The organism is Streptomyces sp. DT224 (assembly GCF_049844595.1).
Taxonomy (GTDB): Bacteria; Actinomycetota; Actinomycetes; order Streptomycetales; family Streptomycetaceae; genus Streptomyces.
The window spans coordinates 658,133-674,883 of the sequence record NZ_JBNCLI010000002.1 but is presented as its reverse complement, the minus strand read 5'-3'; the positions used below and the strand labels follow the sequence as shown (position 1 = coordinate 674,883).

The 16,751-nt window shown below is 72.9% G+C and carries 12 protein-coding genes; 8 read left to right on the top strand and 4 right to left on the bottom strand.

The window, feature by feature from the left end; genetic code table 11:
* Positions 1-4 precede the first annotated feature (4 nt).
* The 3 genes from ACLQ2N_RS06720 (at position 5) to ACLQ2N_RS06710 (ending at position 2,735) form a co-directional block, all read left to right on the top strand.
* Complete coding sequence (locus ACLQ2N_RS06720) at positions 5-904, top strand: LysR family transcriptional regulator (protein ID WP_425810031.1); 900 nt, start codon at positions 5-7, stop codon at positions 902-904.
* Positions 905-935: 31 nt separating this feature from the next.
* Positions 936-1,580: a hypothetical protein gene (locus ACLQ2N_RS06715; protein ID WP_425810029.1), complete on the top strand. Its 645-nt coding sequence runs from the start codon at positions 936-938 to the stop codon at positions 1,578-1,580.
* Between the two features lie 159 nt (positions 1,581-1,739).
* Positions 1,740-2,735 (top strand): cytochrome P450, encoded by a 996-nt coding sequence (locus ACLQ2N_RS06710; RefSeq protein ID WP_425810027.1) that lies wholly within the window; start codon positions 1,740-1,742, stop codon positions 2,733-2,735.
* 25 nt (positions 2,736-2,760) lie between these two features.
* Here the strand turns inward: ACLQ2N_RS06710 and treY are convergent, their stop codons facing one another.
* The gene (gene treY, locus ACLQ2N_RS06705) at positions 2,761-5,127 is read right to left on the bottom strand and encodes a malto-oligosyltrehalose synthase (RefSeq protein WP_425810025.1); all 2,367 of its coding nucleotides are present in this window, start codon (positions 5,125-5,127) and stop codon (positions 2,761-2,763) included.
* Positions 5,128-5,218: 91 nt separating this feature from the next.
* Entirely contained in the window at positions 5,219-7,387 is a 2,169-nt protein-coding gene (glgX, locus tag ACLQ2N_RS06700) for a glycogen debranching protein GlgX (protein ID WP_425810023.1), read from the bottom strand.
* Positions 7,388-7,756: 369 nt separating this feature from the next.
* On the opposite strand from glgX, the gene ACLQ2N_RS06695 reads away from it, so the two are divergent.
* Positions 7,757-8,989: an SAV2148 family HEPN domain-containing protein gene (locus tag ACLQ2N_RS06695; protein WP_425810021.1), complete on the top strand. Its 1,233-nt coding sequence runs from the start codon at positions 7,757-7,759 to the stop codon at positions 8,987-8,989.
* 66 nt (positions 8,990-9,055) lie between these two features.
* Positions 9,056-9,784 (top strand): 3'-5' exonuclease, encoded by a 729-nt coding sequence (locus tag ACLQ2N_RS06690; protein WP_425810019.1) that lies wholly within the window; start codon positions 9,056-9,058, stop codon positions 9,782-9,784.
* Positions 9,785-10,019: 235 nt separating this feature from the next.
* Here ACLQ2N_RS06690 and ACLQ2N_RS06685 read toward each other — a convergent pair whose 3' ends face one another.
* Positions 10,020-10,886, bottom strand: a complete 867-nt coding sequence (locus ACLQ2N_RS06685; RefSeq protein ID WP_425810017.1) for a phosphotransferase enzyme family protein — start codon at positions 10,884-10,886, stop codon at positions 10,020-10,022.
* A gap of 125 nt (positions 10,887-11,011) precedes the next feature.
* Between ACLQ2N_RS06685 and ACLQ2N_RS06680 the strand changes: the two genes are divergently transcribed.
* From ACLQ2N_RS06680 to ACLQ2N_RS06670, 3 genes are read left to right on the top strand one after another with little or no spacing between them, the layout of a single operon-like run.
* Positions 11,012-11,965, top strand: coding sequence for a carbohydrate ABC transporter permease (locus ACLQ2N_RS06680; protein ID WP_425810015.1), 954 nt, complete (start codon positions 11,012-11,014; stop codon positions 11,963-11,965).
* Positions 11,962-12,801 (top strand): carbohydrate ABC transporter permease, encoded by an 840-nt coding sequence (locus ACLQ2N_RS06675; RefSeq protein WP_425810013.1) that lies wholly within the window; start codon positions 11,962-11,964, stop codon positions 12,799-12,801. Before ACLQ2N_RS06680 ends, ACLQ2N_RS06675 begins: the two co-directional genes overlap by 4 nt.
* Positions 12,801-14,093, top strand: coding sequence for an ABC transporter substrate-binding protein (locus ACLQ2N_RS06670; RefSeq protein ID WP_425810011.1), 1,293 nt, complete (start codon positions 12,801-12,803; stop codon positions 14,091-14,093). Before ACLQ2N_RS06675 ends, ACLQ2N_RS06670 begins: the two co-directional genes overlap by 1 nt.
* A gap of 54 nt (positions 14,094-14,147) precedes the next feature.
* Here the strand turns inward: ACLQ2N_RS06670 and ACLQ2N_RS06665 are convergent, their stop codons facing one another.
* Positions 14,148-16,439, bottom strand: coding sequence for an MMPL family transporter (locus ACLQ2N_RS06665; protein WP_425810009.1), 2,292 nt, complete (start codon positions 16,437-16,439; stop codon positions 14,148-14,150).
* Between the last annotated feature and the right edge of the window lie 312 nt (positions 16,440-16,751).

The window sequence follows — 16,751 nt, the reverse complement described above, 5'->3', positions numbered from 1 at the left end:
CACGATGAGCCTGCGGCAGATGGAGTACTTCGTCACCGTGGCCGAGGAGGCGTCCTTCACCCGGGCGGCCGAACAGCTCCACGTCACCCAGCCCGCGCTCTCCCACCAGATCAAGGCCCTGGAACGGGCCGTCGGCGGGCCCCTGCTCGAACGGCTGCCGCGCGGGGTGCGGCTCACCGCGATGGGCCGCGCCTTCCTGCCGCACGCCGAACGCTCCGTGCGCAGCGCCGCCCAGGCCCGCCGCGCCGCGCGCGCCGCCGCCGGCGCGCGGGGCGGCGAACTCCACGTCGCCACCGTCCACGCCATCGCCGTCGGCATCCTCCCCGACGTCTTCGCCCGCTGGCGCGCCGCCCACCCCGGCGTCGCCCTCGTGCTGCACGAGTACGCCACCACCGAGGCCCTGGAGGACCAGATCGAACGGGGCACCGCCGACCTGGCCGTGGGCCCGCCGCCCGCCCGCTGGAGCGGCCCGGTCGTCCCCGTCGGCGCGGAGGACATCGTCCTCGTCGTCCCCTTCGACGACCCCCTCGCCGGACGGTCCTCGGTCCGCCTCCAGGAACTCGCCGACCGCTTCTGGGTCCGCTGCGCCATGGAACCGCTCGTGGACGGCACCCCGTTCCTCGACCGCGCCTGCGCCCGCGCCGGCTTCACCCCCCGTACGGCGGTGCGCACCGAGCACACCTCGACGGCGGTACGCATGGCGGCGGCCGGGGCCGGCGTCGCCACCGCCCCCGCCCACGTCGTACGGGGTGCGGTCGGCGAGGACTGCGCGGTGCTCACCGTGGACCCGGCCTGGCGGCGCGAGCTGGCCGTCTTCTCCCGCGTCCCGCTGACCGGCGCGGCCGCCGCGTTCACCGAACTCCTGGCCGCGTCCCGGCCGCCCGGACCACGGACCGACCGCTGATCCTGGCGGGCCGGTTGTCTATGCTGCCCCCATGACTGCCGTGGACATGAGGAAGCCGGCGCGTTCGAACGTGAGCCGGGGCCCGTACTTTCTGTTCACCCTCGCCGTGGTGGTCCTCGGCTGGGTCATCGCCGCGGTCAACACGGGCATCTCCTACCTCGCCCTCGGCCTGGTCGCCGTCCCCATCTCCACCGGCCTCATCGGCTGCTTCGGCTTCCTGGCCGTCCTGCGCGTCCTGCACTGCGCCTGGTGGCTCGCCGTGCTCTCCGCGCTTCCGGCGCTGGTGGTGCTCGTCGGCTCGGTCCAGTACGCGCCCGAGGCGGTGCTCGACGGCCGCGGTGTACGCGAGACCGTCCGCATCACCGCCGACAGCGCCACCCTGAGCGGCGGCTCCCACCACCGCTTCACCCTGGAGGGTCCTCTGGGCGAGCTCAAGGAGACCCTGAACTACGACGGGGACGACCCGGACTGGGCGGTGGGCGACCGGATCGAGGTCATCAGCGACCCGAAGGGCGTCGTCCCGATGGCCGCCGCTTCCGACGTCCACTCGGACGCCACCCTCGGCTTGCTGGTCATGGGTGCCGTCGGCTGGACATGCATCACCCTCCTGGCCGGCCTGCGCGGATTCGTACGGCGTCGCGAGGGCCGGCGGCCCGTCTTCGACTGGCTCCACTGAGCGGCGCCGGGAGCGCGCGCCCGGCCCGCCACCCCGGTCGGCCGGTCCCGCGACGTCACCCGGACGGCCGCGCGCCGACTGCGACACGACCGTTCAGGTGATGCCCTGAGAGGGACCGCGCCGTCCACCGGCGTACCGACTCGCCCCGGGGGAACCGCCATGCAGGCAGACGCGCCCCGAGACATACCGGCCCCGACCACCTCGCCCGAACCACGCGCCCACGCCACCCGTTCCGCCAAGGCCCGCAGGGCCGGCCGGCCCCGCACCGGGCCCAGCCTCCTCGCGCGCGGCGCGGCCCGGGACCCGTACCGCTTCTACCGGATGCTGCGCGAGCAGTACCCGCTCAGCTACGACGCGCCCCTCGGCGCCTGGCTGGTCAGCCGGTACGACGATGTGGCCGTCGCCCTCACCGACCCCCGGTTCGCCGGCTTCCCGCAGGACGGGGCGCCCAGGGGCGGGCCCGCGCCGCTCGGTCTGTGCCACGGCAGCCCGCGCTGTCTGCCCACCGACCCGTACGCCGTCGTGACCGGCACGGTCCCCGACGGGCTCGCCGAGCGCGTGGAGCGCACCGCCCATGTGCTGGCCCGGCGCATCGCCCGCTCCTCCCGGGCCGACCTGGTCGAGGAGTTCTGCCGCTGGCTGCCCGCCGCGCCGGCCGGGGACGGGCCCTGCGCCCGGGACACCGCCCTGCGCCGGACCGTGCTCGCCTCGCTCCTCGCCAACCTGCTGGACGACCCCGACCTGCTGGCCGCCCTGCGTATCGAACCCGCGCTCACCGGCCGGGCCTGGACGGAGTCGCTGCGCCGCGACCCGCCGGTGCAGGTCGTCCTGCGCCGCACGGTCGCCGAGGTCGCCCTCAGCGGCGGCACCCTCCCCGCACGGGCGCCCGTCGCCTGCCTCGTCGGGGCCGCCGCGCGCGACCCCGGACGGTTCGCGGCCCCGGACACCTTCGACCCGTTCCGCCCGGACCAGGACCGCACGCTGACCGGCCCGGCGGGCTGCCCGGCCGTGGCGCTCAGCCGCCTGGAGGCCGAACAGGGTCTGCGCGCCCTGCTCGACGCGATGCCCCGGCTCCGCTGGGCGGAGGGCTTCCGCCCGGCCGCCACGGGCCTGCTGACCCGGGGCCCGCGCTCCCTCCTCGTCCGGCCGGGCTGAGCCGGGGCTGAGCCGGGGCGAGCCCTCACCCCCGTACGAGCAACGCCACCGGCCGGTCCGCGAACAGTTCCGCCACCTCCGCCGTGCCGCCCGTGAACGCGCGGCCCGGTGCGAGGAGGTCCCGCCACACGCCCTCGTCCGGCAGGGCCAGCCGCGTGTCCCGCCAGCCGCCCGCCTCCGCGAGCCGCAGCGACAGCCGGGTCACCGCCGTCACGACCTCGCCCGAGCGGCAGAAGGCCACGCAGTGCGAGGCCGCCGGGCCCGAGGCGCGCAGCGGGGCGTACGTGCCCGACTCGCCGAACACCGCGGGCCGCTCCCGCCGCAGCCGCAGCGCCACCTTCGTCAGCCCGGCCTTCTCGTCGGCGGGCGCGTCCGGCGACGGCTCCCGGAACGGCCGCCGGTTGTCCGGGTCGACGAGGGCGAGATAGGCGCGCTCGGTGCCCTGGTAGAGATCCGGCACCCCCGGCATCGTCAGGTGCACCAGCGCCGCGCCCAGCGAGTGCGCCCGCACGTGCGCGGCGAGCGGGGCGGCGAACTCCTCCACGAGGGACCGCACCGGGCCGGTGTCCGCGGCCGGACCGGCGGCCACGAAGTCCGATGCCATCCGCTCGTACACCGGATCGGGCTCCGTCCAGCTCGTGAACAGGCCCGACTCGCGCACCGCCTTCAGCAGCGCCGGTTCCAGCCGCGCCGCCCGCTCATCCGCCGGAATCCCGGCGCAGCCGACCGCCGTCTGCCACGCCTGCCAGGCCAGCTGCGGATCGGGCGCGGCCTGGGCGGACCGCCCGAGCCCCGCGACCAGTCCCGCCCACCGCCCGGGGCACTGCGACAGCACCGCGATGCCCGCCCGCACATCGGCGCTGCGCTTCGTGTCGTGCGTCGTCAGCGCCGTCCCGGTGGCGGGCCAGTCGCGGGCGAGCCGGGTGCAGAAGGCGTGGAAGTCCTCCGGCTCGACCGCCGGGTGCCCCGGGTCGCCGCCCACCTCGTTGGCCGAGATCAACGGCAGGTACCGGTAGTACGCCGTGTCCTCGACCGCCTTGGCCCGCAACGCGGAAGCGGTCTGCGCGAACCGGGCGCAGAACGCCGCCCGGTCCCCGCCGCCACCGAGTCGCCCGAGCGCCAGGTCCCGCACCACGTCGACGGCGGACGCCTCCTCCCGTACCGCGAACACGGCCTTGGCGTCGCTCACCGCCGTCGCGTCGAGCGTCGCCTCGGCGGCGTCGGAGCAGGGGCCGCCCGCCGTCACGTAGGGGCGGTAGACCGGGACGCGGACCAGCAGCTCGCGGATGGCGGTGCGCAGGGCCCAGGGGGCGTGGTCGCGCAGCCCGGGGTCCCCGGCGCAGATCCGCGAGGCGAGGCGGGTGAGCAGCTCCGTCTCCGCCGCCAGTTCATGGGTGACGACGCGGTACGCGGCCCGGCGCACGGTCGCCGTCCAGTAGCCTCCCCGGTCGCCGGCCGGGGAGGCCGCCTCGCGGTAGTGGCCCAGCAGCTCGGCGGCGCCCCGGGGGTCGGTGAAGAGCCCGTCGATCCGGTACAGCGCGTCGTAGCCCGTGGTCCCGGCGACGGCCCAGCCGGCCGGCAGCCGCTCGGAGCCGGTGAGGATCTTCTCCACCACCGTCCACACCCCGCCGCTCTCCTCGGAGAGCCGTTCCAGATAGCCGGCCGGGTCGGCGAGACCGTCCGGGTGGTCGATCCGCAGACCCTCGACCACCCCGTCCCGGACCAGTTCGAGGATCTTGCCGTGGGTGGCGGCGAAGACGTCCGGGTCCTCCACCCGCACCCCGATCAGGTCCGAGATGGTGAAGAACCGCCGGTAGTTCAGCTCGGTACGGGCCAGCCGCCACCAGCCGAGCCGGTAGTGCTGGGCGTCCAGCAGCTCCGGGAGCGGGAGGCGGGCGGTGCCTTCACGGAGCGGGAACTCCTGCTCGCCGTAGCGCAGCACCTCGCCGTCGACCCGCATCCGCTCCATCTCGTCGCCGATCCGCCCGCCCAGCACCGGCAGCAGCATCCGCCCGTCCCCGGCCGCCCAGTCGATGTCGAACCAGCGGGCGTACGGGGACTCCGGGCCCTCGCGCAGCACCTCGCGCAGGGCGTGGTTGTGGACGGGGTCGGCCGCCATGTGGTTGGGCACGATGTCCAGGACCAGGCCGAGCCCGTGCTCCCGCGCGGTGCCCGCAAGCCGCCGCAGGCCCGCCTCGCCGCCCAGCTCGTCCCGGACCCGGCCGTGGTCGGTGACGTCGTAGCCGTGCCGGGAGCCCGGGACCGCTTCCAGGACCGGGGAGAGATGCAGATGCGAGACGCCGAGCGAGGCGAGGTACGGCACGGCGTCCTCGGCGGCGCGGAACGGGAACTCCGGCTGGAGCTGGAGACGGTACGTGGCGGTAGGCGTCATGAAGAGCTTCGTACCCACATCGGGCCCGCCTGTGTCACCCCGCTTGGCACAAGGCCACGACGGGGTGACACGGGCGGGCCCGTGCGACCGGTCAGGCCGGCCGTTGCAGCACCACCATGCTCCGGCCCACCAGCGTCACCCGATCGCCCGCCGCGACCTTCGGCCCGGCCCCGGGCAGCACCCCGGCCGGGCGCGCGGTGTCCACGACGGCGTGCCACTGCCGGCCGTGATTGACGGGCACCGCGAATTCCAGGGTCTCGGCGCTCGCGTTGAACATCAGCAGGAACGAGTCGTCGGAGATCCGCTCCCCGCGCGGTCCCGGCTCCGAGATGGCGTGTCCGTTCAGGAAGACCGTCAGGGCCTTCGCGTGGGCGGCCTGCCAGTCCCGCTGGGTCATCTCCTTGCCCTCGGGCGTGAACCAGGCGATGTCGGACAGCTCGTCGTGCGTGCCCTCCACCGGGCGGCCGTGGAAGAACCTGCGGCGACGGAAGACCGGGTGGTCGCGGCGGAGCCACACCATCGCCCGGGTGAACTCCAGCAGGCTCATGTCCCGCGCCCCGTCGTCCGGCCCCTCGTCCTCGTCCTCGCCGTCCTCGCCCACCGCGGCGGCCGGCTCGGGCCAGTGCACCCACGACAGCTCGTTGTCCTGGCAGTAGGCGTTGTTGTTGCCCTGCTGGGTACGCCCGAACTCGTCGCCGTGACTGAGCATCGGCACGCCCTGCGACAGCATCAGCGTGGCGATGAAGTTGCGCATCTGACGCTCGCGCAGCTCCAGCACCTCGGTCCGGTCCGTCTCGCCCTCGGCGCCGCAGTTCCACGAGCGGTTGTGGCTCTCGCCGTCCCGGTTGCCCTCGCCGTTGGCCTCGTTGTGCTTGTCGTTGTACGAGACCAGGTCGTGCAGCGTGAAGCCGTCGTGGCAGGTGGTGAAGTTGATCGAGGCGAGCGGGCGGCGGCCGTCGTCCTGGTACAGGTCCGACGATCCGGTCAGCCGTCCGGCGAACTCGGCGAGCGTCCGGGGCTCGCCCCGCCACAGGTCGCGGACCGTGTCCCGGTACTTGCCGTTCCACTCGGTCCACAGCGGCGGGAAGTTCCCCACCTGGTAGCCGCCCTCGCCGACGTCCCACGGCTCGGCGATCAGCTTCACCTGGCTGACCACCGGGTCCTGCTGCACCAGGTCGAAGAACGACGACAGCCGGTCCACCTCGTGGAACTGCCGGGCCAGCGTGGCCGCCAGGTCGAAGCGGAAGCCGTCCACGTGCATCTCGGTCACCCAGTACCGCAGCGAGTCCATGATCATCTGGAGCACGTGCGGGGACCGCATGAGCAGCGAGTTCCCGGTGCCCGTGGTGTCCATGTAGTACCGCTGGTCGTCGGTCAGCCGGTAGTACGAGGCGTTGTCGAGCCCCCGGAACGACAGCGTGGGCCCGAGGTGGTTGCCCTCGGCGGTGTGGTTGTAGACCACGTCGAGGATGACCTCGATGCCCGCCTGGTGCAGGGCCCGCACGGCTTGCTTGAACTCCAGGACCTGCTCGCCCCGGTCGCCCCAGGAGGCGTACGCGTTGTGCGGGGCGAAGAATCCGATCGTGTTGTAACCCCAGTAGTTGGCGAGCCCCGCGTCCGCCAGCCGGTGGTCCTGGACGAACTGGTGCACCGGCATCAGCTCGATCGCCGTGACGCCGAGCTCGGTCAGATGGGCGATGATCTCCGGATGCGCCAGCCCGGCGTACGTGCCGCGCAGCTCCTTCGGCAGCCCCGGATGGAGCATGGTCAGGCCCTTCACATGGGCCTCGTAGATCACCGTGCGGTGGTAGTCCGTACGGGGGCGCCGGTCGTCGCCCCAGTCGAAGTACGGGTTCACCACGACCGACGTCATGGTGTGCGGGGCGGAGTCGAGATCGTTGCGCGCGTCGGGCTTCCCGAACGGGTAGCCGTACACTGCCTCCCCCCACTTGATCCGCCCGGACACCGCGCGGGCGTACGGGTCCAGGAGCAGCTTGGCGGAATTGCACCGGATGCCGCGCTCCGGTTCGTACGGGCCGTGCACGCGGAAGCCGTAGCGCTGACCGGGCATCACCCCGGGCAGATACGCGTGCCGGACGAACGCGTCGGTCTCTCTCAGCTCCACCGCCGTCTCGGAACCGTCGTCGTGCAGCAGGCACAACTCGATTCGGTGGGCGGCCTCCGAGAAGACCGCGAAATTGGTCCCGGCGCCGTCGTACGTGGCACCGAGCGGGTACGCCTGTCCCGGCCACACCTGCATGGATTCGACTCTTCCAGTTCTGCCGCGGTCGCCTGGGGGAAAAACGGGCCCGCCAAGGCGGCCCTTGGCCAGATCTTCCCCGAAAGAACCCCCCTTACCTAGGACGTCGGCGCGTCGGTCAACCTCGTGCCTCTCCGTGTCGCCCGGAACCGGCCTCCGGCCGGCCCTTCGCCCGAGGTGTCCGGTTCGCGGCCCCCGCTGGGGTGTTTAATCCCTATGAATCCGCTCACTCCCGTCCCACCCGCAGACCGGAACAGGTGCGATTCCATGGGGAGTTGGTAAAGGACCCTGGGCATCGGGCTGCATCGGCTCCCGCTCCCGGAGTACCCTTCCTTGATCGTTGGTGGGGGAGTGGAAGGCGGTGCGTGGGTGAGCTCGGGAGGGTTCGAGCTGCCCCCGGGTGACGCGGGTCACGAGGGGGACGTGGCCGAGGTCCCGCCCGGGGCGGTATCGCTGGCGCAGCCCCTGGAGATCGGTGCGGAGCTGGACTGGGGCGCCGACGCCTGGAGCGAGGTACGCACGCGCGCCCAGCGCGCCGGGCGCGCCTATATCTGGCTGAATCTGGTCGAACAGCGGCTGCGCGCCGTCGTCGCGGCGGTGCTCCGGCCGATCTACGAGCCCGTTCACGGCGAGGACTGGGTGGTGGCCGCCGCCGGGCCCGCCGGCCAGGAGTGGGTGCAGCGCGCGGTCGCCGTGCGCGAGGTCTCCCGCCGCAAGGGGTATCTGCTCGACCCGGCCGACGACAACGTGCTCAGCTTCCTCACGCTGCCCCAGCTCCGCGAGCTGATGGTCCAGCACTGGCCCTGTTTCGAGCCGTACTTCGACGACCGCCGCGACGTCGAACTGGCGCTCGACGAGCTGGAGGTCGCCCGCAACGTCGTCTCCCGCAACCGCGCGCTCAACGAGGCGGTGCTCGCGCAGGCCGAGCGGGCCTCCGCCCGGCTCCTGGAGATGCTGGGCAGCGGCGCGGGCGTGCCCTCCGCCGACCGGCTCCCGGTCGACGCCGTCGAGGAGCTGGTCGGCGACCGGTACGCGGACGTGGTCTCCGTCCACTCCGACCGGGTGCGCCTCCAGCGCCAGCTGCCCGCCGAGGACCTGTTCGGCGACGCCCGCCGGCTCGACGCGATCGGCATCGGGCTCAACCTGCTGGTGCAGAACTTCTCCGGACGCCGGCTCATCCGGCTCGCCGAGTCGGGCTGCCGGATCCGGCTGCTCTTCATCAACCCGGCCAGCAGCGCGGTCAAGCGGCGCGAGCGGGAGCTCGGCCTGAAGAAGGGCGAGCTGAGCCGGTCCGTCGAGATGAACATCCTGCACACGCGCCGGGTGCGCGCGAAGCTCCGCGACCCGGACGCCTTCCAGATCCACGTCTTCGACGAGACCCCGCGCTTCACGGCCTACCTGGTGGACGGCGACGGGGCCGACGCGGTCGGGGTCGTCCAGACCTATCTGCGCCGGGCGCGCGGCATGGAGGCACCGGTGCTGGTGCTGCGCGGCGGCGGGCGTGCGGTGGTCCGGGCGGGGCAGGGGTACGAGCACGGGCTGTTCGAGACCTACCGCGAGGAGTTCGAGTCGGTGTGGACGGACTCCCGGCCGGTCTCCTGACGGCGTTGTCAGTGGCCCGTGCGAGGGTGGTCGTCATCCGGGGGAGCACCATGAAGGAGGTACGGGATGAGCTGGCACCGGCACGCGCTGGTCGGCTTCGATCTGGAGACGACGGGGACGGACCCGCTGGAGGCCCGGATCGTGACGGGCGCGGTCATCGCGGTGGACGACCGGGACGGTGAGCCGGTGGCCCGGCACACCTGGCTGGCCGACCCGGGCATCCGCATCCCCGCCCAGGCGTCCGCGATCCACGGCATCAGCAGCGAGCGTGCGGCGGCGGAGGGCCGGCCCGCCCGCGAGGTGGCCGACGAGATCGCCGACACGCTGGTCGGCTACTGGCGCCGGGGCGTCCCGGTCGTCGCGTACAACGCCGCCTTCGACCTGACGCTGCTCACGGCCGAGTTGCACCGCCACGGACTGCCCCCGCTCGCCGACCGGCTGGGCGGCGCGCCCGTCGGCCCCGTCATCGACCCGTACACCATCGACCGCGCCGTCGACCGCTACCGCAAGGGCAAGCGCAACCTGGAGGCGGTCTGCGTCGAGTACGGCGTGATCCACGGCGGCGCCCACGACGCGGCGGCGGACGCCCTGGCCGCGGTCCGGGTGGCCTACGCGATAGCCGCCCGCCACCGGGTCGTCGCCGAACTCCCGGCGGACGCCCTGCACGCCCGCCAGATCACCTGGCACGCACAGTGGGCGGCGGACTTCCAGGACTTCCTCCGCCGCAAGGGCACCCCGGACGCGGTGGTGGACGGCCAGTGGCCGGTCAGGGAGCCGGTGCGCACGACGGCCTGACCGCGGGCGTCCCGCCCGTCCGCGTGTGTCCTCAATCGCCGGACGGGCTTGAGTTGGCGGTCCTCACGGCGGAGCCAGCCCGTGTGCCCGCCCGATGGCTTGTCCTCAATCGCCGGACGGGCTTGATTCTGCCGCCACCCGTGTTCTGCCCGCGGCGGCGATCCGGGCCGCAATCCAAGCCCGTCCGGCGATTGAGGACACACGCTGGACCGGCGCGCCGGGGCACCTCACCGGCTCAGAACGGATACCACCGCACCGAGGGGTCGCCGTCCCGCAGCGACGCCACCCGGCGCCGGAACTCCGCGAGAGCGGCATCGTTCGAGGGCGCGTGCTGGGCCACCCACGCACAGCTCGCCGTCTCCCGCGCCCCCCGCAGCACCCCGCACCCGTCCCACTCCCGCACATCCCACCCGTACGCCTCGGTGAACGCGTCATACGCGTCGGCCGCCAGTCCGTACCGGTCGCGGGACAGTGCGAGGACCACCAGATCGTGCTCGCGCAGGTCCGAGGAGAAGGTCTCCAGGTCCACCAGGACCGGGCCGTCCGCTCCGACATGGACGTTGCGCGCCAGCGCGTCCCCGTGGATCGGTCCCGGCGGAAGGTGCGGGACCAGCGCCGCGGCCGCCGCCGCGAACCCGTCGCGCCGCTCGCGCAGATACGCCGCGTCGGCCGGATCGATCGCGTCGCCCGCCAGCAGCAGCCACCGTTCGACACCGCCCAGCAGCTCCCGGCGCGGCAGCGCGAAGCCCTCCGGCACGGGCAGCGCGTGGACGGCGGTCAGCAGCGGGGCCAGATCGCGCGGCTCGGCGGGCCGCACCGCCTCGGGCAGCCGGTGCCACACGGTCACCGGGTGACCCCCTACCAGCCGGGCCCCGTCCTCGGTCGCCCGCACGGCGGGGACACCGGACGCTGCGAGCCACCGGGCGACGGCCACCTCGCGCTCGGCCCGTTCCCGCAGCTCGGGGTGGCGCTCGGCGTCCCGGCCGACCTTGACCACGAGGGCGCCGGCCGCGAACACCGCGTTCTCACCGAGCGCCAGCAGCTCCGCGCCCCCGGGGAACCCGGCGGCGGCCAGCACCTCGCGCGCTTCCATCTCGTTCATGGTCCGATTTTCGCATCCGTGCAGCTCGCCTTGACGAACCGGCGGCCCGTCAGCACGATGACGGAGGCCACCTGAGCGGCCAGAACGGCAAGAAGCCGATCGAACGACGCAAAGGGGGCGTAAGCATGACATTGGCGAGTGTAACCGTACGGTCCGGGCGCGACGGGCCGTCCGGCCGACGCACCGGCAAGCGCGCCGACGGGCGGCTCGACCGGGGCGCCGGTACCTGGTTCCTGGTGCTCCCCGCCCTCATCCCGATCCTCGTCCTCAGCGTCGGCCCGCTGCTCTACGGCATCGCGCTGGCCTTCACCGACGCCCAGTCCGGCCGCACCCGCGCCACGCAGTGGACCGGCACGCTGAACTTCCAGGACCTGCTGCACGACGGGCTGTTCTGGGAGTCGTTCCGGATCGGCCTGGTGTGGGCGGTCGGCGTCACCGTCCCGCAGTTCGTGCTCGCCCTGGGCCTCGCGCTGCTGCTCAACGAGAACCTGCGGATGCGCTGGCTGGCCCGGGCGCTGGCGATCATCCCGTGGGCGATGCCCGAGGTCGTCGTCGGCATCATGTGGCGGCTCGTCTACAACCCGGACGCCGGCATCCTCAACGAGACCATCCGGGATCTGGGCCTCGGGGACGGCCGGGACTGGCTGACCGGGCTCGCGACCGCGCTGCCCGCCGTGATCGTCGTCGGCGTCTGGTCCGGGATGCCGCAGACCACGGTCGCCCTGCTGGCCGGGCTCCAGAACACCCCGCACGAACTCCACGAGGCCGCCGCGCTGGACGGGGCGGGTGCCTGGCGCCGGTTCCGGACGGTGACCTGGCCCGCCATCAGGCCGGTCGCCCTCTCCATCACCGCGCTCAATTTCATCTGGAACTTCAACTCCTTCGCGCTGGTCTACGTCCTGACCAACGGCGGCCCGGGCGGCCGGACCCGGCTGCCGATGCTCTTCGCGTACGAGGAGGCTTTCCGGTACGGGCAGTTCGGCTACGCCGCCGCGATGGGCTGTGTGATGGTCGCGGTGATCTCCGTGATCCTCGCCGTGTACCTCGCCGGGCGGCTCAGGGGAGGCGACGACCGATGAGCATGCGTACCAAACGGTCCGTGCGCGCGGGGCAGTACGTGGCGCTGCTGTGCTACCTGGTCTTCCTGGCGTTCCCGTTCCTGTGGCTGATCTCCACCGCCTTCAAGCCCGCCCCTGAGCTGGGCTCCCTGCACCCGACCTGGATCCCGCGCCACCCGACGCTGGACAACTTCCGGCAGGCGTTCGACGAGCAGCCGCTGCTGCGGGCCACCGCCAACTCGCTGATCGCCGCGCTCTCGGCCGGGCTGATCGCCGTCCTGATCGCGACCCCGATGGCCTATGTGATGGCCCGCCACCGCACCCGCCTTGCCACGGCCGCCACCGGCTGGGTGGTGGTCAGCCAGGCGTTCCCCTTCGTCCTGCTGATCATTCCGCTCTTCCTGGTCCTGAAGAACCTGCACCTGATCAACACCCTCTGGGGCCTGATCCTGGTCTACGTGGTGTGGGCGCTGCCCTTCGCGCTGTGGATGCTCGTCGGGTACGTACGGGCCGTGCCGCGCGAGCTGGAGGAGGCGGCGGCGGTCGACGGGGCCGGGCGGCTGCGGACGCTGGTCTCGGTCACCGCCCCGCTGCTGGCCCCGGGGATCGTCGCCACGGCGCTCTTCGCGTTCATCACCGCGTGGAACGAGTTCTTCTTCGCGCTCGTCCTCCTCAAGACCCCGGAGAAGCAGACGTTGCCGGTCGTACTGACGCACTTCCTCGGCGCCGAGGGCGCCGCCGACCTCGGACCGCTCGCCGCCGCCGCGTTCCTCGCCACCCTCCCCTCGCTCGTGCTGTTCGCCGTGATCCAGCGGCGAATCACCGGCGGCATGCTGGCCGGGGCGGTGAAGAACTGATGCGCGCGCTGGTACGTACGGCGGCCGCGACGGCCACCGCGCTCGCCCTGCTGCTCACCGGCTGCGGCGCCAACGGTGACGGCGAGGCGGACGGGAAGATCACCCTCCGCTTCCAGTCGCTGGCCTGGCAGAAGGAGTCCGTCGACATCAACAAGCGGCTGGTGAAGGAGTGGAACGCGGCCCACCCCGACATCCGGGTCGAGTACGTCCAGGGCAGCTGGGACAGCGTCCACGACCAGCTCCTCACCTCCTTCGAGGGCGGCGAGGCGCCCGACATCATCCACGACGCGTCCGACGACCTCGCCGACTTCGCGTACGGCGGCTACCTCGCCGACCTCCGCCCCCTCCTCCCGGACGCGCTGACCGACGGCATCCCGCGCAACAGCTGGGAGACGGCCACCTTCGACGGCGGGGTGTACGGCGTCCCGTTCCTCCAGGAACCCCGCGTCCTGATCGCCAACACCAAGATCCTCAAGGAATCGGGAGTCCGCATCCCCACCCCCGAGAAGCCGTGGAGCTGGGCGGAGTTCCGCCAGGTGACCGGGGAACTGACCGGCGAGGGCCGCTACGGGGTCGCCTGGCCGCTCAAGGAGCCCGTCTCCGTCACCCTCAACCTCGGCCTCTCGGCGGGCGGCCGGCTCTTCCACCGGGGCGCCGACGGCAAGGTGACCATCGCGATGGGGGAGGGCGACCAGGTCGTCCCGGGCACCATCCACGACCAGGTCAACACCGACCACAGCGCCGCCCGCACCGCGCTCGGCATGGGCGGCGGCGACACCCTGCCCGGCTTCTTCGGCGGCAAGTACGCGATGGTGCCGCTCGGGTTCTCGTACCGCCAGCAGGTCGTCGAGCAGGCCCCCAAAGGCTTCGAGTGGACCGTGCTGCCGGCGCCGGCGGGCCGGGACGGACTGGCGCAGGGGGTCAGCCCGCAGACCCTGTCCGTCGCCGAGGACAGCCCGCACAAGAAGGAGGCCGTGGAGTTCATCGACTTCCTGCTCAAGCCCGCCAATATGGTGCGCCTGGCCAAGGGGGACTGGATGCTGCCCACCGGGACCGAGGCGCTGGCCGACCCCTCCCTGCACACCGCGGACCGGGGCTGGGCGACCGGCGCCGCGCTCGCCGGGTCGCTGCGGTCGGCCCCGGCCCAGTCGGTGCGCGGCTACCCCGAGTGGAAGGACAAGGTGGCGACGCCCGCGCTCCAGGAGTACTACAGCGGGGCGATCGACGCGGCCGAGCTGAAGAAGCGTCTGGTGACCGACGGCAACCGGGTCCTGGCCCGCTACCAGCGCTGAACGGCGTGGGCCCTCCTCCCGGCGGTCCGGGAGGAGGGCCCACGTACGGCGAGGTCAGACGCCGACCCGCTCCGGCTCCTCGCCGCCGCGCGCCGGTGCGGTCAGGGCCGGCCCGTCGTCGTACGACTCGTCGTGCGTCATGTCCGGCAGCCACCGCAGCCACGTCGGGAAGTACCAGTTGCGGTCGCCGAGCAGGGCCATCACGGCCGGGAGCAGCACCCCGCGGATGATCGTCGCGTCGATCAGCACGGCCGCCGCCAGGCCGACACCCATCTGCTTCATGGACTGCATCGAGAGCGTCCCGAAGATCGCGAACACGGCGACCATGATGACGGCCGCGCTCGTGACGACCCCGGCCGTGGTGACCACGCCGTGGGCGATGGCGTCCCGGGTGTTACGACCCTGGAGGCGGGCCTCACGGATACGGGAGACCACGAACACGTGGTAGTCCATCGAGAGTCCGAAGAGGATCACGAAGAGGAACAGCGGCAGCCAGGAGATGATCGCGCCGACGCCCTCCGCGCCGACCAGCGAGGCGCCCCAGCCGTGCTGGAAGACCGCCGTCAGGATGCCGTAGGCGGCGCCTACCGAGAGCAGGTTGAGGATGATCGAGGTGACGGCCACGGTCAGCGAGCGGAAGCAGAGCAGCATCAGCAGGAAGGCGAAGACGACCACGAAGGCGAAGACCGGCACGACTGAGCCGACGATCTGGTCGTTGAAGTCCTTCGACCCGGCGACCTGCCCGGTGACCGGCGCCTCCACCCCGTCGACCCTGCCGAGCGTCGCCGGACGCACGGTGTCCCGCAGCAGGCCCAGGCTCTTCTCGGCCTCGGCCTGGTCCGAACCGCCGACCAGCGGTACGTCGATGACCGCGACGTTCTCCGCGTCGTGCGTCACGATGTCCACCGGGCCCTTCGAGGCGCCCGAGGAGACGGCCTGCCTGCGGAACGCCTCCAGCGCCTCGCGCACCGGAGCCGCGCCGATGTCGTCGGCCTTCACCACGACGCGGGCCGGGTCGGCGCCCCCGGGGAACGCCTCGTTCAGCCGGTCGTAGGTCCGCACGATCGGCAGCGAGTCGCCGAACTCCTGGTCCAGGGTGAGGTTCTGGGTGTGCATGCCGAGCGCGGGCAGCGCGATCGCGGCGAGCGCTCCGGCGGCGACCACGAGCGCGGTCCACGGGCGGCGCAGCACGGCGGTGAGCACCGCGCGCCAGATACGGCTCTCGCCGTCGGCGCCGCCCCGCTTCGAGCGCTTCAGGCGGTTCAGGAACGGCACCCGCCCCTTCTCGACCCGCTCGCCGAGCAGCGAGAGGAGCGCGGGCAGCACGGTGACCGAGCCGACCATGGCGACGGCGACGACCATCAGCGAGGCCAGGCCCATCGCCTCGAACTCCGCGATGCCGGTGAAAAGCATGCCCGCCATCGCGACGCAGACCGTCACGCCGGAGACGACGATGGCGCGGCCGCTGGTCGCGGCGGCGATCATCAGCGCGGTCCGGGCGTCCCGCCCCTTGGCCCGCTCCTCGCGCTCCCGGCGCAGATAGAACAGGCAGTAGTCGACGCCCACGGCCAGACCCACCAGCAGCATCACCGAGTTGGCGGTGTCGCTCATCGGCTGGAAGTGGCTCACCACCCCCATCAGGCCCATGGTCGCCATGATCGCGGTGAGGGCCAGGGCGACCGGGAGCAGCGCCGCGACCAGCGCGCCGAAGGCGATGAGCAGGATGCCGAGCGCGACCGGCACGGCGGAGAGCTCGGCCCGCTGGAAGTCGCTCCCGAAGGCGTCGTCGAAGGTCTTGCCCATGCTGGCGCCGCCGATCTCCTCGATCAGCAGCCCGTCGTGCGCGCCGTCCACCTTCTCGACGGCCTTCAGCACGGGTGCGACGCGCTCGCTCGCCGTATCGGGGTCGCCCCGCATCTCGAACTGCACGAGCGCGCTGTGCCCGTCGGCCGAGATGGTCCTGGTGGTGTACGGCGAGGTGACGGCGGTGACCTCACCGGTGTCCTGCACGGCCTCGATGACGTCCTCGACGGCCGCCCGGAACCCGGCCGACGTGGCCACCGCCCCGCCCTCGCCCTCCGACTGGATGAGCACGGTCTCACCGGCCGGGTCCTTGAGCCCCGCGTCCTCGATGATCTTCATGGCCCGGCCCACCTCGCCGGACATCTGCTCGCTCTCCTTGACGTCGACCCGGCCGGCCGCGGAGCCGAGCCCCATGGCCAGGACGACGAACAGCACCCAGACCGTCACCGCCGCCCAGCGGTGCCGGGCGCTCCAGCCGCCCGCCCGGGCCGCGACGCCCCGCACCTTCGGCCCCCGTGTCCGCGCCGCATCCACATTCCCCATGACGGGCCTGCCCCCTCGTGACCGGCACCGGCCCATCGCCGCCGCCTCCCGATTCGAAGGTAGGGGCGGCATAAAGCGAGGGCGTCATGCTCTCCGGCGAGCCGGACCCGGCCCCTCTCCGCCCTGGGGACGGGGCGTGCCCCCGAGAAGGAGGATCGAAGCCCCTTACACGTAAAGGTGATCGGCGTATCGGGGGGCTCCTGCGACCTTCCTGTGACGAAAAGTTGGCGAGTGCGTCGGAGCTGTAGCGAGGTCTTGATCTGTGCGCGTCAATCGGTCAGGGTTTCGAGCCAACCCCCGGAGATCTTCCGG

Coding starts and splice junctions, on each gene's coding strand:
- ACLQ2N_RS06720 (WP_425810031.1), top strand. CDS start 5: ATGAGCCTGCGGCAGATGGAGTACTTCGTCACCGTGGCCGAGGAGGCG.
- ACLQ2N_RS06715 (WP_425810029.1), top strand. CDS start 936: ATGACTGCCGTGGACATGAGGAAGCCGGCGCGTTCGAACGTGAGCCGG.
- ACLQ2N_RS06710 (WP_425810027.1), top strand. CDS start 1,740: ATGCAGGCAGACGCGCCCCGAGACATACCGGCCCCGACCACCTCGCCC.
- treY (WP_425810025.1), bottom strand. CDS start 5,127: ATGACGCCTACCGCCACGTACCGTCTCCAGCTCCAGCCGGAGTTCCCG.
- glgX (WP_425810023.1), bottom strand. CDS start 7,387: ATGCAGGTGTGGCCGGGACAGGCGTACCCGCTCGGTGCCACGTACGAC.
- ACLQ2N_RS06690 (WP_425810019.1), top strand. CDS start 9,056: ATGAGCTGGCACCGGCACGCGCTGGTCGGCTTCGATCTGGAGACGACG.
- ACLQ2N_RS06685 (WP_425810017.1), bottom strand. CDS start 10,886: ATGAACGAGATGGAAGCGCGCGAGGTGCTGGCCGCCGCCGGGTTCCCC.
- ACLQ2N_RS06680 (WP_425810015.1), top strand. CDS start 11,012: ATGACATTGGCGAGTGTAACCGTACGGTCCGGGCGCGACGGGCCGTCC.
- ACLQ2N_RS06675 (WP_425810013.1), top strand. CDS start 11,962: ATGAGCATGCGTACCAAACGGTCCGTGCGCGCGGGGCAGTACGTGGCG.
- ACLQ2N_RS06670 (WP_425810011.1), top strand. CDS start 12,801: ATGCGCGCGCTGGTACGTACGGCGGCCGCGACGGCCACCGCGCTCGCC.
- ACLQ2N_RS06665 (WP_425810009.1), bottom strand. CDS start 16,439: ATGGGGAATGTGGATGCGGCGCGGACACGGGGGCCGAAGGTGCGGGGC.